This window comes from Streptomyces sp. NPDC006294, assembly GCF_042870895.1.
Taxonomy (GTDB): Bacteria; Actinomycetota; Actinomycetes; order Streptomycetales; family Streptomycetaceae; genus Streptomyces.
The window spans coordinates 112,286-128,030 of sequence record NZ_JBIAHV010000002.1; the positions used below are offsets into that span (position 1 = coordinate 112,286).

The following is a 15,745-nucleotide window of genomic DNA, read 5'->3' on the forward strand; positions in this document are numbered from 1 at the left end:
TCCGCACAGCGCCGGAGAAAGCGCTTACCACCAGATCGGAGATGCAGTCATGGCCCAAGCTGTGGCGCAGAAATCGCCAGGGCCGCCGACCCGGCGGCCGGGCGCGCCCGGCCGCCGTACGGGTTCGGTCCCACGCCGGCTGCCGTATCTGCTGATCGCTCCCGCCGGGCTGCTGTTGCTCGGTTTCATCGCGTACCCGGTGCTGAGCGTCTTCTATTACAGCCTGCAGGAGTACAACCCGACCAAGCCGTGGCGCAACGGCTTCGCCGGCTTCTCGAACTTCACGACGATCTTCACCGAGGACCCCCTCTTCTGGGACACCCTGACCTTCAGCCTCAAGTGGGTCGTGGTCGAGGTGGGCCTGCAGCTGCTGTTCGGCCTGGCCCTCGCGCTGATCATCAACCAGACCTTCGCCGGCCGTGCCCTCGGCAGGGCGCTGGTGTTCTCGCCGTGGGCCGTCTCCGGGGTGCTGACCTCCGCGATCTGGGTACTGCTCTACAACTCCCAGACCGGCCTCACCCGTTACCTCGCGGACTTCGGCGTCGGCGAGTACGGCACCTCGTGGCTCTCCGACACCTCGACCGTGTTCTCCGCGGTGGTCATCGCCGACCTGTGGCGGGGCGTGCCGTTCTTCGCGATCCTCATCCTCGCCGACCTCCAGTCCGTGCCCAAGGACCTGTACGAGGCGGCCGAGATGGACGGGGCCGGCCGGGTACGGCAGTTCCTGCACATCACACTGCCGCACCTGAAGGACGCGATCGTCCTGTCCACACTGCTGCGGGCGGTGTGGGAGTTCAACAACGTCGACCTGCTCTACACCCTGACCGGCGGCGGGCCGGCCGGCGAGACGACCACGCTGCCGCTCTACATCGCCAACACCAGCGTCGACGCACATGACTTCGGATACGCGTCGGCACTGACGACGGTGGCGTTCGTGATCCTGCTCTTCTTCTCGATGGTCTATCTGCGCCTGAGCAAGTTCGGAGGCCAGGACAAGTGATCACCACTTCGGTCACGCGCACCCCCGCTCCCGCGCCCCCGGCGGCCGCCGCCGCGCCGCCGCCCGCACCCCGGCGCGTCAGGCGCGCCTGGGACGAGGTGCCCCGGTGGCAGATCTATCTGCCGCTCGGCGTCTATCTCGTCTTCACGCTCGTCCCCTTCTACTGGATCCTGCTCTTCGCGCTCCGCCCCTCCGGGTCCACCTCGCTGGTGCCGTGGCCGATGACCACGGAGCACTTCGAGAAGGTGTGGACCGAACGCGCCTTCGCCACCTATTTCCAGAACAGCGTTCTCACCGGCATCGCCGTCCTCTTCATGACGACCGTGGTCGCACTGGCCGGCGGCTACGCGCTCGCCCGCTTCGACTTCCGCCTCAAGAAGGCGTTCATGCTGGCCCTGCTGTGCTCCCAGTTCGTGCCGGGCGCGCTGCTGCTGGTGCCGCTCTTCGAGATCTTCGCGAATCTGCGGATGATCAACTCGCTGGGCAGCGTCATCCTCGCGGAGACCGTCTTCCAGCTCCCCCTGTCGATGATCCTCATCAGCGGGTTCATCAAGAATGTGCCGTACTCCCTGGAGGAGGCGGCCTGGGTGGACGGCTGCAACCGCTTCAGCGCCTTCCGGGTCGTCGTGCTGCCGCTGCTGCGGCCCGGACTGATCGCGGTCGGCTCCTTCGCCTTCGTGCACGCCTGGAACCACTTCCTGTTCGCCCTGATGTTCCTCAACAACCAGGACAAGCAGACCATCCCGGTCGGCCTCAACACCCTGATGGGCGCGGACAGCGTCGACCTCGGCGCGCTGGCGGCGGGCGGCGTCATCGCCGCCGTTCCGGTGGTGATCGTGTTCGCGTTCATCCAGAAGTGGCTGATCACCGGCTTCAGCGCGGGGGCGGTGAAGGGATGAGCACCGTACGCGAGCCGCTGCCGGTGGTGCTCGTCGGCGCACGCGGCCACGGCGGCCACCACCTGGCGAACATCCGCAGGCTCCAGCGCCAGGGGCTGGTGCGGCTGGCCGGCGTCTGCGACGTCCGCCCGCTCTCCCCGCGGGAGCTCGACGGCTTCCCCGGCGTCGAGCAGTCGCCGGACCTCGACGCGCTGCTCGCCTCCACCGGCGCCCGGATCGCGGTCGTCTGCACCCCGATCCAGACGCACACGGACCTGGCACTGGTGGCCGCCCGGCGCGGCGCGCACCTGCTGCTGGAGAAGCCGCCGGCCCCCTCGTACGCGGAGTTCCGGCGGATGGCCGACGGGGTCGCGGCGGCGGGCGTCGCCTGTCAGATCGGGTTCCAGGCGCTCGGTTCGCACGCGCTGCCCGCGATCCGCTCGCTCGTCGGCGACGGCGCGATCGGTGAGGTGCGCGGCGTCGGGGCGGCCGGGGCGTGGGTGCGTGACGAGGCGTACTTCCGGCGCTCGCCCTGGGCGGGCCGCCGCCGGCTCGACGGCGTCGACGTGGTCGACGGGGTGCTGACCAACCCGCTCGCCCACGCGGTGTCGACGGCCCTCGCGCTGGCCGGCAGCACGCACGCCGAGGACATCACGGACGTCGAGACCGAGCTGTTCCGTGCCAACGCCGTCGAGTCCGACGACACGTCCTGCGTCCGGCTGACGACGGCGCTCGGCGGACGGGTCGCCGTGGCGGCGACGCTGTGCGCGGAGACCGCGGCCGAGCCGTACGTCATGGTGCACGGCGCCCGGGGCCGGATCACCTTCTGGTACAAGCAGGACCAGGTGCTGCTGCAGCGGACCGGGCACGGCCCGGACGAGAGCGTCCACGGCCGGACCGATCTGCTGGAGAACCTGGTCAGGCATCTGACGGAGGGCGCGGCGCTGCTCGTACCGCCCGAGGTCTGCGGCGCCTTCATGCGCGTCGTGGAGGCCGTGCGCACCGCCCCCGACCCGGCGCCGCTGCCACCGTCGGTGTGGCGCTCCGTCGAGGACGGCGGCGTGCCGCGGCGGGTGGTCCCGGGCATCGACTCCCTCGTCGCCGCCGGCGCCACGTCCCTGCGCCTCTACTCCGAACTCGGCGCCCCCTGGGCGCGAACCGCGGAGGTGGCCGCACCATGACGGACACGATCACCCTCAGCTGCTCCGGACGCCCTGTCGGGCGCTACACCTTCCTGCCGGACATGGACCGGCGTTCCTCCCCGCGCCCCTACCTCCACCCCCTGACCACGCCGGCCGGCGTGCCGGTCACCGAGCTGCGGCCCGCGGACCACCGGCACCATGTGGGTGTGTCGGTCGCGGTGCCGGACATGGCGGGGCACAACTTCTGGGGCGGGCGCACCTTCGTGCGCGACCAGGGGCCGACCGAGCTCGACAACCACGGCGAGCAGCGGCACACCGGCTTCAAACTGTGCGACAAGGACGGCTTCGTCGAGGAGCTGAGCTGGGTCGCGGGGAAGCGCACCCTGCTGCGCGAGCACCGCACCGTCGCGGCCACCCCGCTGACCGGCACGGCATGGGCCCTGGACCTCACCTTCTCGCTGACCAACACGGCGGGCACGGCCCTGTCCGTCGGCAGCCCCGCCACCAACGGGCGGCCCGGTGCCGCCTACGGGGGCTTCTTCTGGCGGGCCCCCAAGGAGCCGTCCCCGCCCGCGGTGTTCACCGACCGGGCCGACGGCGAGGCCGCCGCGCACGGCGCGCGCGCCGACTGGGTGGCCCTCGCGGGCGCCGGCTGGACGCTGGTGTTCGCGGGGGCGACCGGGCGCACCCGCGAGGACCCGTGGTTCGTCCGGGCCGAGGAGTACCCCGGCGTGGGTTCGTCGCTGGCGCACACCGAACGGCTGCCGATCGCGCCCGGCGAGACGGTGGTGCGCCGTGTGGTGACCGTGGTCGCCGACGGACGGCTGGGCCGTGCGGACGCGGCGGTGCTGGTCCGCAGGGCGGTGGCCGCGTGATCACCGGAGACCTCGGCGACGGCACGTACCGCAACCCGGTGCTGAACGCGGACTGGTCCGACCCCGACGTGGTCGCGGTCGGCGACGACTTCTACCTCACCGCGTCCAGTTTCGGCCGGGCCCCGGGGCTGCCGCTGCTGCACTCCCGCGACCTCGTCAACTGGAGGCTGGTCGGGCACGCGCTCAGGCGGCTGGAGCCGGCGGCCGCGTTCGCCGCTCCCCGGCACGACGGCGGAGTGTGGGCGCCCTCGATCCGGCGCCACGACGGCCGCTTCTGGATCTTCTGGGGCGACCCCGACCACGGCATCTGGCAGGTCAACTCCCCCGACATCAGGCACGGCTGGAGCCGCCCGCACCTGGTGAAGGAAGGCAGAGGGCTGATCGACCCGTGCCCCCTGTGGGACGAGGAGACGGGCGAGGCGTACCTCGTGCACGCCTGGGCCAGGTCCCGCTCCGGCATCAAGAACCGGCTCACCGGGCACCGGATGCGCCCCGACGGCAGCGCGCTGCTCGACGGCGGCCGGACCGTCGTGGACGGTGACGCCCTGCCCGGCTGGTTCACCCTCGAAGGACCCAAGCTGTACCGGCACGACGGGTGGTTCTGGATCCTCGCCCCCGCCGGCGGAGTCGCCACCGGCTGGCAGGGAGCCCTGCGCTCCCGGGACTTCTTCGGCCCCTACGAGGAGCGGGTCGTCCTGGAGCAGGGCGCCACCCCCGTCAACGGTCCGCACCAGGGCGGCTGGGTCCGGACCCGGCACGGCGAGGACTGGTTCCTGCACTTCCAGGAACGCGGGGCGTACGGGCGGGTCGTCCATCTCCAGCCGATGCGGTGGGACGACGACGGCTGGCCCGTGCTCGGCGAGGACGGCTCGCCCGTGCTCCGCCACCCCAAGCCCGCGCTGCCGCGCCAGCCCCGGTGCGCGCCGGCCACCGACGACGCGTTCCCCGGCGGGCGCCACGGCCGCCAGTGGCAGTGGACCGCCAATCCGCGCGACGGCTGGGTGACGCTGCACTCGGGCGACGGTCTGCGGCTGATGTGCGTACGCGGCGGCGACGCGCACGATCTGCGCCGGCTGCCCCATGTACTCACCCAGCGGCTCCCGGGCCACGAGGCCGTCGTCGAGGTCGAACTGCGCCTGGACAGCGGGGAACCGGGGGCGCGGGCCGGGCTCGCCGTGCTCGGTGACGCGTTCGCCTGGATCGGCCTCGAGCGGGCGGCCGGCGGGGCGGTGCACCTGGTGCACCGGTTCGCCGAGGCCACCGCGGAGGCGGAGCGGGACGCCGCGCACCGGCGGCCCGCGCCCGAGGGCCGGGCGCGGCTGCGGATCGCGGTCGGGGCGGGGGCGCGGTGCCGGTTCTCGGCCGCCGTGCCCGGCGCGCCGGACCCCGGGTTCCTGCCGTCGGGCCAGGTCTTCACCGCCGCCCCGTGGCGCTGGGTCGGCGCCCTCCTCGGCCTGTTCGCCGCGGCGCCGGGGGACGGGCCCGCGGCGGCGGGCCACGCCGGCGCCGCGACGTTCACGCAGTTCCGCATCACCCCCGTACACCCGCCCACCACCAACCCACCCAGCACGTCCGTACCAGCAGAAATGAGCCGACCATGAACATCTTCCGCCGGGGACACGGCAGAGCCGCCAGTGTCCTCGCCCTCACCTCGGCCCTCGCGCTGACCGCCACCGCCTGCGGCGACGGCGGTGGGGGAGCCGCCGGCGACAAGGGCGGCGAGGGCTCCGGCAGGGGCGAGATCACCTTCTGGGACAACAACGGCGGTGTCCGCACCGACGTGTGGAAGGAGATCATCGCCGACTTCGAGAAGAAGCACCCGGACATCAAGGTCGACTACGTCGGGGTCGCCTCGACCGAGGTCCAGTCCAAGTACGACACCGCCATCCAGGGCGGCGGCCTGCCCGACGTCGGCGGCGTCGGGGCCGCGATGCTGGCCGGGATCGCGGCGCAGGGCGCGCTGGAACCCCTGGACGAGCGCATCGCCGCCGGCTCCCTCGACGGCAAGCTGAACGCCGGCATGGTGGAGAGCGTGAAGGCCGCGGGCGGCCAGAACAAGATGTTCACGGTGCCGACCTCCGCGAGCAACGGTGTGCTGTACTACCGCACCGACCTGTTCGAGGCGGCCGGTCTGGAGCCGCCGACCACCTGGTCGAAGTTCTTCACCGCCGCCGACCGGCTGACCGCCAGGGACAAGAACCGCTTCGGCTACACGATCCGCGGCGGCTCCGGCTCCATCGCCCAGGCGCTGGACGCCATGTACGGCCAGAGCGGGATCGAGACGTTCTGGAACGGCGACCGGACCACCGTCAACGACCCGAAGAACGTGGCGGCGCTGGAGAAGTACGCGGCCCTGTTCAAGAAGAACACTCCGGCCGCCGACGTGAACAACGACTTCACCAAGATGGTCGCCCAGTGGGACAGCGGCGAGATAGGCATGCTCAACCACAACCTGGGCTCGTACAAGGATCATGTGAAGGCGCTGGGCACGGAGAAGTTCCGCGGCATCCCGCTCCCCACGGCGGACGACGGCACCCGGGTGCAGGTCTCCAACCCGGTCGACGGGCTCGGCCTGTTCAAGTCCAGCAAGAACAAGACGGCCGCCTGGAAGTTCATCGAGTTCGCCGCCTCGCACGAGTCCAACAGCAAGTGGAACGAGTCGGCCGGCGCGATCCCCGCCCACACCGACGCGGCGAAGGACGCCTGGGTGCAGAAGGCGGAGCCCACCAGGCTGGCGGCCGAGGCCCTGTTCAGCGGTACGACGAAGATCGTGCAGCTGCCGTACTACCTGCCCGACTGGAACACCATGTCCAAGGCCGACAACGAGCCGGGCTTCCAGAAGGTGCTGCTCGGCAAGATGTCCGCGAAGGACTTCCTCGACACGCTCGCCGAGCAGCTCAACGAGGCGCAGGCCGAGTGGAAGCAGCAGAACAAGTGAGGCCCACCCGCCGCCAGGTGGTCGCGGCCGTCGCGGGCGTCCCGCTCACGATCGCCGCGGCCCCCGCCGCCCCGGCGGCGGGCCGCCCGACGCGCACACTGTTCGTCGCGGGCGACTCGACCGCCGCGCAGAAGTACGCCGACGCCGCACCGGAGACCGGATGGGGCATGGCGCTCCCCTTCTTCCTGGGCAGATACGTGCGGGTCGACAACCACGCGGTGAACGGGCGCAGTTCGAAGAGCTTCGCCGACGAGGGCCGGCTGGACGCCGTCCGGGAACGGATCCGCCCGGGCGACATTCTGCTCGTGCAGTTCGGTCACAACGACGCCAAGAGCGCCGACCCGGCGCGGTACACCGAGCCGTGGTCGACGTACCAGGAACAGCTGCGCCGTTATGTCGAGGGGGCGCGGGCGCGCGGCGCCGTGCCGGTGCTCGCGACCTCCGTCGAGCGGCGCAGGTTCGACGCGCGGGGCGACGCGGTCCCCACCCACGGCGACTATCCGGCGGCGATGCGGGCGCTGGCCGGCGTCACCGGCACCGCGCTCCTCGACATCCAGGCCCGCTCGATCGCCCGCTGGCAGGAGCTGGGCCCCGAGGGGACCAAGGCGTACTTCAACTGGACGCCCACCGAACAGGACAACACGCACTTCAATCCGCCGGGCGCCGTCGCGGTCGCGCGGATGGTCGCCGGCGAGCTGCTGCGGGCCGGTGTGCTCGCTCCGCGCGACGTACGCCGTCTCGACGACGAGATCCCCGACTCATGGATCACCTGGCCAACGGCCGGCTGACAGGGAAGAGAGCCGCACCATGTCCACCAACAGAAGCAAGAGAAGCCGGCGACGCGCCATCACGGCGGTCGTGGGATGCACCGCACTGGTCCTCTCCGTGACCGCGACCGCGGCGGCCGCACCGCACGGGGACCGCCACCACGGCCACCACCGGGACACGGCCCGCCAGACCCTGCCCGCCCAGGACGGCTGGGCGGCGCTGGACGGCGGCACCACCGGCGGCGCGCACGCCGACCGCGCGCACGTCCACACCGTCACCACCTGGGAGGAGTTCAGAGCGGCGCTCGCCGACGAGAGCGACGCTCCCCGGATCATCAAGGTCAAGGGCACCGTCGACGCGACGGCGTCCGGGTGCGCGGCGTTCGAGGCCGAGGGGTACGACTTCGACACCTACCTCGCCGACTACCACCCCGACGTGTGGGGCCGCGACACCGAGGTCAGCGGCCTGCAGGAGGAGTTGCGCGCGCAGTCCGCCGACAACCAGGCCGAGGCCGTCAAGGCGTTCGTGCCGCCCAACACCACCATCGTCGGCGTCGGCCGGGACGCGGGCATCGTCGGCGCCAGTCTCCAGGTCAAGGGCGTGGACAACGTCATCGTCCGCAACCTCACCCTGGAGAGCCCGCTGGACTGCTTCCCGCAGTGGGACCCCACGGACGGCGCCAACGGGGCGTGGAACTCGGAGTACGACGGCCTCGTCGTGTACGGCTCCACCCACGTGTGGATCGATCACAACACGTTCACCGACGGACGCCACCCCGACAGTTCACTCCCCCGCTACTACGGCCAGCTGTACCAGCAGCACGACGGCGAGCTGGACATCGTGCGCGGCGCCGACCTGGTGACCGCCTCGTGGAACGTCTTCGCCGACCACGACAAGACGCTGATGATCGGCAACAGCGACAGCGCCGGCGCCACCGACCGCGGGAAGCTCCGGGTCACCCTGCACCACAACCTCTTCAAGGACGTCGTGGAGCGCGCCCCGCGCGTCCGCTTCGGTCAGGTGGACACGTACAACAACCACTACGTCGTCGACGGGGACGCCTACGGCTACACCTTCGGCATCGGTGCGGAGTCGCAGCTCGTGGCCGAGCGGAACTCCTTCTCGCTCCCGGACGGCGTCGGCGCCGGCCGGATTCTGAAGAAGTGGAAGGACGCGCCCGTCACAACGGAGGGCAACTACGTCAACGGCCGGCCGGTGGACCTGGTGGCCGTCCACAACGCGGAGGTGCCCGAGGAGACGCTGCGCCGGGACGCCGGCTGGACGCCGGTCCTGCGGACCCGGGTCGACCACCCGCGGGCCGTCCCGTGGCTGGTCACGGACCGCGCGGGCGCCGGCCGGCTGCGCTGACGGCCGAAAGGAGCCCACCATGACCACACATCCCACCGGCGTCGGCCGCCGGTCCCTGCTGGCGGCCGGCGCGGGCGCGGCGCTCGCCCTCGCCGTGCAGCGGCCCGCGGCCGCCGCCGGCCGGCCCGGGCCCTTCGGCCCGTTCGGCTCTCCCACGGCCCGGCTCACACCGCGCACGCTGTACGTCCACCCCGGCGGGCTCGGCGACCACACCACCGTCCAGGCCGCCGTATCCGCGGCGGGCGGCCCCGGCCGGACGCTGGTCGTCGCCCCCGGGACCTACCGCGAGGTGGTGACGGTCCCGGACACCCACGCCGGTCTCACCCTCATCGGCGCGAGCCGCGACCCGCGTGACGTCGTCCTGGTGTACGACAACGCGGCCGGCACTCCGCGGCCGGACGGCTCCGGCGCCTACGGGACCAGCGGCTCCGCGACCACCACCGTGCGCGCCGCCGGCTTCACCGCCCGCTGGATCACCTTCGCCAACGACTGGCTGCGAACGGATCATCCGGAGATCACCTCCACCCAGGCCGTCGCGCTCAAGGTGATGGGCGACCGCTCGGCGTTCCATCACTGCCGCTTCCTCGGCCACCAGGACACGCTCTACACCGACTCGCTCGCCCAGTCGGCCGTCGCGCGGCAGTACTTCTCGCACTGCTACGCCGAGGGCGACGTCGACTTCGTCTTCGGACGTGCCCGTGCCGTGTTCGAGAACTGCCGCTTCCACACCCTGGCCCGGGACGTGGACTTCACGCCCCAGGGCATGGTGTTCGCCCCGTCCACGGCCCGCGCCAACCCGTACGGCTTCCTCGCCGTGCGGTGCCGCTTCACCAGCGGCGCACCGGACGGCGCGTACAAACTGTCGCGGCCGTGGGTGCCGAGTTCGGACCCGACGGCATGGCCGTCTCTGGTGGTGCGCGACAGCGTGATCGGACCGGGCATCGACGCCGTCGCGCCGTACACGAACATGCGGGACGCGTACCCGTGGCAGGCGCAGCGGTACGCCGAGTACCGCAACTCCGGTCCCGGGGCGCGGATCACCGTGCCGGAGAACCGGCCGCAACTGGACCGCGCCGGGGCGGCGTCGGCGACGCGGGAGGTGTATCTGGACGGCTGGGCGCCCCGGCGGAGCGCGGGCTGACCCACGGCCGCGCAGGAGGCCCCCCGCCGGGCGTGTCCGGCGGGGGGCCTCACCGTTGGCCGGGTCCTCAGTCGTAGCTGATGTCGGAGGAGCCGTAGCGGCAGTGGGTGCCGTCGGGGCCGCTGCCGATCTTCCTCGGCTCGTCGCCGTCGTCGTTGCCCTCGTAGCGGGCGCACAGCTCCATCTTGCGGCTGTCGTCGCCGTGGATACGGATGTTGCGCAGCGCGGCCGTGTCGCCGTAGTTGCTGTTGATGCCGACGAGCGACTTGCCGGGCGCGGTGACGTCGACGTCGTTCACGATGATCGAACGCCGGTACTGCGTCGAGCAGTTGCCGCAGGAGCGGACCAGTTTGCCGAAGTCGGCGACCTGGAACTTGGTGACGACGAGTTTGCCCGCGCCGTTGAACTGGAACACCTTGTCGGACGCCTTGCGCGCGCCGCCGCCGTAGACGGTGTAGACGGAGCCCGCCGACTTGCCCTTGAAGCTCGCCGCGTCCTCGCCGACGTCCTCCCACCAGACGTTCTGGAGGGTGCAGCTGCCCATGCAGTGGACGCCGTCGGCGGCGGGGGTGCCGAGGACGACGTTCTTCAGGACCGCGCCGTCCTTGAGCTTGAAGACCGGGTCCTGGCCCTCGTCCTGGCCGCCGCCGCCGAGATCGCCGCTGCCGTGGAAGCGCTTCAGGCCGCCGTCGTACGTGCCGGAGACCTCGATGGTCGCGGTCACCGCCTTGCTGCCCTTGGGCGTCGGCCAGGGGGAGGCCGCGCCGGCGGACGTGAGCATGCTGTTGGTGACGACGCCGGCAACGGTCAGCCCGAGCGCCGCGCCCAGCGCGGCGACCGCCCTTCGGCGGCGTGGGCTCCTCTTGTGTCGGCTCATTGTTCCGGTCCCTTCGGTGTGGGGGTGACCTACGTGTGCAGGTCGCCGCCGAGGGGCCCGGGGTTGCCGCGCCGGCCGGGGTTTCTCCGTGATCCGGATCACTTCGGGGCAGGCGTGAACTCCCCGCCGGTCTCGACCGGTTCACCCGACAGCGTGGTCCGGACGGTGTACGTGTCGCCGCCCGCGTCGCGCCCGCCCTCGGCGTGGTTGTACTGGGCGGCGAAGACGTGCCGGCCCGGCGGGACGGTGCGGCCGGGGCGCAGCACCCAGCGGTAGACGAGGGCGCCGCTCTCCTCGCGCACGGAGAAGTCGAAGTCGGCGGCGGGGCGGGTGCGCCAGTTGCCGGTGCTCTCGACGCCGCCGGTGCGGGCGACGCTCAGCTCCACCGTGAGCGAGGTCAGTTCCCCGGCGTTCCTCACGGTGACGTTGGACTGCGCCCAGTAGCTGTTGCTGTGCGGGTCCACCGAACCGTCGGTCCACAGCCGGCCGTCACCGGTGCCGGCCGGCGCGGAGGGGGTCGCCGGGGGCGCCGCCACGCCGCTCCCGTCGCCCTCGTGGTCCATGGCCGCCACGGCGTACCCGCCGAGCGCCAGGACCGCGACGACGGCCGCCGTCGCCCCGGCGATCCGCACCCGGCCGGCCCTGGCCAGCGGCGGCCTGACGACCGGGTGCGGCTCCTCGGCCATGCCGCGTTCGACGCGGGCCAGGATCCGCGCCCGGTCGGGGCTGTGCGACCGCGCCGCCTCCCGCAGCCGCCCGCGTACCTCGTCGTGCGTCACTTCCTGCCTCCGACCAGATCGACGGCCGCCTGGGGGCCCAGCAGCCTGTGCAGTTCCGCCATGCCCTTGGAGGTCTGGCTCTTGACCGTGCCGACCGAGATGCCGAGCACCAGGGACGTGTCGCGCTCCGACAGGTCGAAGGCGTGGCGCAGCACGACGCAGGCGCGCTTGCGGAACGGCAGCGCGCGCAGTGCCTCCTGCACGTCGACGACGCCGGGTACGTCGGGGCCCTCCACCGTGTCGGGGCGCCGGGACCAGAACAGCGCGACACGGCGGCGCTCCCGGACGGCGCTCCTGATGCGGCTGCGCGCGAGGTTGGCGACCACGCCGCGGGCGTAGGCGGCGGGATGCTCGGCGGCGCGGGCCCGGTCCCAGCGGTGCCACAGGGCGAGCATCGCGTCCGCGGCGAGGTCGTCGGCGGCGTCGGCCTCGCCGGTCAGCAGGTGGGCGAGGCGGGCCAGTTCCGCGTAGTGGCGCTCGAAGAAGTCCTGGAACTCCGCGCGCGCGTCAGCGGCGGGTGTGCCCACGGCGGTGTCCTCTCTCCGGGTCTTCGGGGCGCGTCCGGTCAGCGCGGCGCCGGTCCCGAGCTGGCCCGTACGGTCAGTTCGGGCGGCAGCAGTACGGTACCGGCGGCCTGGCGGCCGTCGAGCACGGCCACCACCTGTTCCACGGCGCGCCTGCCCATCTCCTGGGCCGGGACGGCGACGGCGGTGAGCGGGACGGAGGCCCGCTCGGCGACCTGGTCGGGGCAGATCGCCACGACGGAGACGTCCTCCGGGACGGCCAGCCGGCGCTGGCGCAACAGGGCGAGCAGCGGATCGGCGGCGGCCTCGTTCTGGACGACGAAGGCGGTGGTGCCGGGGCGTTCCTCGAGAATTCTGCCGAGTGTGGCGTCGACCGCGGTCCAGCCGCTCGCGCAGGGGCGGTGGAGCAGCCGCGCTCCGTGCGCGTCGGCGGCGGAGCGCAGGCCGGCCAGGGTGCGCTCGGCGAAGCCGGTGCGGCGTTCGTAGACGCCGGGCGCCTCGCCGACGAACGCGATCTGCCGGTGGCCGAGTCCGGCGAGGTGTTCCACGCACAGCGCCCCCGCCGCCTCGAAGTCGAGGTCGACGCAGCCCAGCCGGTCGGCGTCGGCGGGCAGCCCGATGAGGACGGAGGGCCGCCGCGCCTCGCGCAGCAGCGGCAGGCGCTCGTCGTCGAGCTCGACGTCCATGACGATCATCGCGTCGGCGACCGCGCTGCCCTCGACGCGGCGCACGGCGTCCGGGCCCTCCTCGCCGGTGAGGAGGAGGACGTCGTAGCCGTGGGCGCGGGCGGTGGTGGTGACCGCCATGGCGATCTGGAGCATCACGGGCACATAGACGTCGGTGCGCAGCGGGACCATCAGGGCGATGATGTCCGAGCGGCTGCTGGCGAGGGCCCGGGCGCCGGCGTGGGGCCGGTAGCCCAGCTCCTCGATGCTGCGGTTCACGCGGTCGCGGGTGGTCCCGGAGATCGAGCGTTTTCCGCTGAGCACATAGCTGACGGTGCTGGCCGAGACTCCGGCATGGCGGGCGACATCGGCAAGGGTGACCATCACGTTCTCCACAGCGGACGTACGGACGCGCCTCGGCGTCCTGGGCCATGACCCTAAGTTGCGGGTCAAGGCGTGTCCAGGCAGGCCGCAGCGCGTCCGTCGCGGTGGCGCCGGGCCACCGGGTCACCGAACCGCGGTGACCCGGTGACCCGGCTCGTGTTCCGGAGACTTCCCGGAGGTGCCCCAGGGGTGTCCTCAGAGCGCGGGGTGCGCGTTCTTCATGAGCTCCTGGAACTGGGCGGAGAACCAGTGTCCGGCGACGGGGGCGTCGCCCAGCGCGCCGGACATGTTGTTCCCGTTGCGGGCGTTACCGGTGTACGTGGGGTCGCACATCCGGTCGAAGCCCTTGCCCTCGTCGTTCGGGATCTCCTTGCTGGAGCCGTCGGACTCGCCCGGCGGCTTGACCCACAGGTAGGCGTCGATGCCCGGCTCGGGAGCCGCCTGCGGCCGCTCGCCGATTCCGGCGCCTGCCTGGTTGCACCAGTTGCCGAGGTGGATGCGGCGGTCGAGCTTGCCACCGTTGACATAGGTGTCGACGTTGGTCTGCGGTCCCGGTCCGGTGGGCCGGTCGGCGCCGCCCCAGCCGTTGCGGGAGGTGTCGATCAGCATGCCGATGTCGGAGGCGAAGCCGGCCTGGACCAGGCGCCCGCGGAAGGCCTGCGCGTACGACAGCTCATCGACGTAGCGGTTCCAGTCGACCCACTTGGACTGGCGTACCGAGGTGCCGTTCACCGAGTCGCCGATGTCGTAGTACGGCTCGTCGAGGATGCCGTAGTTGGCGGTGTTGGTGATGAAGCCGTGGACGTACTCGAGCTTGCTGCCCTCGGCCTTGGCGGCCTCGGCGAACAGGTCCGCGGAGGGGCCGAAGTTGTCGTCCCAGCCGAGCCAGCCGTGGTGGCCGGCGTCGATGTAGTTGTAGACGTTGGGGATCGGGCCGAGCTTGGCGAGCGCGTAGCCGACGCCCTTGACGTAGTTGCCGTTCGCCTTCATCACGTCGCACTGCGGGGTGGCGGTGGGCCGGCTGCCCGCGTTGGTGATGAGGTTGGGCAGCGAGTCGATCTCGATGATCGTGGTGATGCGCAGGTCCGCGTACTTCGGGTCGGCGACGATCTCCGCAATCGGGTCGATGAACTCGCTCTTGTAGCGCGGGAGTTCCTCGGGTCCGAGCTCGCCGTTGGAGGCGAGGGCGGCGCAGTCGCGGCCGGGCAGGTCGTAGACGACGACATTGATGGCGAGCGGGTCGCCGCCGGACTGGACGAGCGCCTCGTCGAGGTGGTCGCGCAGGCCCATGCCGCCGTTGACGCCCTCGATCGCGGCGATGCGGTCCAGCCACACCGAGGTGGAGGTGTCCGCGATGCGGCTGCCGCCCGGTTCCGCGGCGGCCTTCGCGGACCACTCGGGGTTGACGTACAGCTTGGCGCCGGCGAACGGGTTGTCCGCCTTCTCACCCGTCGGCGGGTCGGTCGGCGGGTCCGTGGGCGGGTCGGTCGGGGGATCGGTCGGCGGGTCCGTCGGGGTGGTGTCGCCGTTGCAGGCCACGCCGTTGACCGCGAAGGACGTCGGGGCGGTGTTGGTGCCGCTGTACGAGAACTGGGCTCCGGGCGAGACGGTGGCGCCGGCCGCGATGGACCGGTTCCAGTCCGGGCCCTTGACCGTGATGGTCTTCCCGGACTGCGACCAGATGCCGTTCCAGCCGTTGCCCAGCTGCTGGTTCCCCGAGTAGGCGTAGGTAAGCGCCCAGTTGTCGAGGCTGGAGGTGCCGGTGTTCTTGATGTCCACCGTGGCGGTGAAGCCGGAGCCCCAGTCACTGGTCTTGTAGTCGACGCTGCAGGCGAGCGCCGCGGCGGCGGCCGGCGTCTGCATCACGGTGACCGCGCCGGCGCCGGTGGCGAGCAGGCTGCAGGCAGCCAGCAGCGCGGTCCGCTTTCTGCGCAGTGGTGGCGCGGTGTCGCGGCTCATTGTGTCGCGGCTCATGGGGTGACGTTTCCTCTCGTCGACGGAGCAGAGTGGGGGCGTGCGACGGGTCCGCCGGCCGAACGACAACCGGCAAATCCATGGGAGCGCTCCCAGCCAAAGTGGCCGGATTCCGCGGAGGAATCCACTGACTCGGGAAGCTCGACCCGCAATGGCGCAAGCCGCCGCAGGGTGACGGCGTCCGGTGGCGGCGGGCCGCCGGACGGGGCGACGGGGAGGTGCGGGGGGTGACGCATGAGCGACTCCTTGCAGCTCGGACCCGCCGAAACCGGCGTGTCCAGTGATGGAACCGCTCCCACTGGTTGCACCGGAGGCTAGCGCCGAACCGCGAACCAGAAAAGGGGAGTTGGCAAATTTCTTGACGGAGCACACCTCCGTACACCGGTTTCTGCGCCAAGTCTTGACAGCGTTGCCCGGCCACTCCACCGTGGG

General features: G+C 72.0%; 14 protein-coding genes. 9 read left to right on the plus strand and 5 right to left on the minus strand.

What is annotated here, in order from left to right:
* Window positions 1–49: 49 nt before the first annotated feature.
* Genes ACFYOP_RS03450 through ACFYOP_RS03490 form a run of 9 tightly spaced genes read left to right on the plus strand, consistent with a single transcriptional unit; the run spans window position 50 to window position 10,110 of the window.
* Window positions 50–1,000, plus strand: coding sequence for a sugar ABC transporter permease (locus tag ACFYOP_RS03450; protein WP_356890950.1), 951 nt, complete (start codon window positions 50–52; stop codon window positions 998–1,000).
* Window positions 997–1,899, plus strand: coding sequence for a carbohydrate ABC transporter permease (locus tag ACFYOP_RS03455; protein WP_356890948.1), 903 nt, complete (start codon window positions 997–999; stop codon window positions 1,897–1,899). The genes ACFYOP_RS03450 and ACFYOP_RS03455 overlap by 4 nt, the downstream gene beginning before the upstream one ends.
* Window positions 1,896–3,059 carry a Gfo/Idh/MocA family oxidoreductase gene (locus tag ACFYOP_RS03460; protein ID WP_356890946.1) on the plus strand — a complete coding sequence of 388 codons (1,164 nt, stop codon included), beginning with the start codon at window positions 1,896–1,898 and terminating at the stop codon, window positions 3,057–3,059. Before ACFYOP_RS03455 ends, ACFYOP_RS03460 begins: the two co-directional genes overlap by 4 nt.
* Entirely contained in the window at window positions 3,056–3,895 is an 840-nt protein-coding gene (locus ACFYOP_RS03465; RefSeq protein WP_356890944.1) for a PmoA family protein, read from the plus strand. The genes ACFYOP_RS03460 and ACFYOP_RS03465 overlap by 4 nt, the downstream gene beginning before the upstream one ends.
* Window positions 3,892–5,496, plus strand: a complete 1,605-nt coding sequence (locus ACFYOP_RS03470; RefSeq protein WP_356890942.1) for a family 43 glycosylhydrolase — start codon at window positions 3,892–3,894, stop codon at window positions 5,494–5,496. The genes ACFYOP_RS03465 and ACFYOP_RS03470 overlap by 4 nt, the downstream gene beginning before the upstream one ends.
* Entirely contained in the window at window positions 5,493–6,833 is a 1,341-nt protein-coding gene (locus ACFYOP_RS03475; protein WP_356890940.1) for a sugar ABC transporter substrate-binding protein, read from the plus strand. Before ACFYOP_RS03470 ends, ACFYOP_RS03475 begins: the two co-directional genes overlap by 4 nt.
* Window positions 6,830–7,621, plus strand: a complete 792-nt coding sequence (locus tag ACFYOP_RS03480; RefSeq protein WP_356890938.1) for a rhamnogalacturonan acetylesterase — start codon at window positions 6,830–6,832, stop codon at window positions 7,619–7,621. Before ACFYOP_RS03475 ends, ACFYOP_RS03480 begins: the two co-directional genes overlap by 4 nt.
* Window positions 7,622–7,640: 19 nt before the next feature.
* A complete protein-coding gene (locus ACFYOP_RS03485; protein ID WP_356890936.1) occupies window positions 7,641–8,969 on the plus strand; it encodes a pectate lyase in 1,329 nt (442 codons plus the stop codon).
* A gap of 19 nt (window positions 8,970–8,988) precedes the next feature.
* Window positions 8,989–10,110, plus strand: coding sequence for a pectinesterase family protein (locus tag ACFYOP_RS03490; RefSeq protein WP_356890934.1), 1,122 nt, complete (start codon window positions 8,989–8,991; stop codon window positions 10,108–10,110).
* Window positions 10,111–10,177: 67 nt separating this feature from the next.
* Here the strand turns inward: ACFYOP_RS03490 and ACFYOP_RS03495 are convergent, their stop codons facing one another.
* The 5 genes from ACFYOP_RS03495 to ACFYOP_RS03515 all read right to left on the minus strand — a co-directional run bounded on the left by ACFYOP_RS03495 (window position 10,178) and on the right by ACFYOP_RS03515 (window position 15,298).
* The gene (locus tag ACFYOP_RS03495; RefSeq protein ID WP_356890932.1) at window positions 10,178–10,987 is read right to left on the minus strand and encodes a pectate lyase; all 810 of its coding nucleotides are present in this window, start codon (window positions 10,985–10,987) and stop codon (window positions 10,178–10,180) included.
* A 98-nt stretch (window positions 10,988–11,085) separates the two neighbouring features.
* A complete protein-coding gene (locus tag ACFYOP_RS03500; RefSeq protein ID WP_356890930.1) occupies window positions 11,086–11,766 on the minus strand; it encodes a hypothetical protein in 681 nt (226 codons plus the stop codon).
* Window positions 11,763–12,293: a SigE family RNA polymerase sigma factor gene (locus ACFYOP_RS03505; RefSeq protein WP_356890928.1), complete on the minus strand. Its 531-nt coding sequence runs from the start codon at window positions 12,291–12,293 to the stop codon at window positions 11,763–11,765. Before ACFYOP_RS03505 ends, ACFYOP_RS03500 begins: the two co-directional genes overlap by 4 nt.
* 38 nt (window positions 12,294–12,331) lie before the next feature.
* The gene (locus ACFYOP_RS03510; protein WP_356890926.1) at window positions 12,332–13,339 is read right to left on the minus strand and encodes a LacI family DNA-binding transcriptional regulator; all 1,008 of its coding nucleotides are present in this window, start codon (window positions 13,337–13,339) and stop codon (window positions 12,332–12,334) included.
* 195 nt (window positions 13,340–13,534) lie between these two features.
* Window positions 13,535–15,298: a glycoside hydrolase family 6 protein gene (locus ACFYOP_RS03515; protein WP_356891206.1), complete on the minus strand. Its 1,764-nt coding sequence runs from the start codon at window positions 15,296–15,298 to the stop codon at window positions 13,535–13,537.
* Window positions 15,299–15,745: the final 447 nt, after the last annotated feature.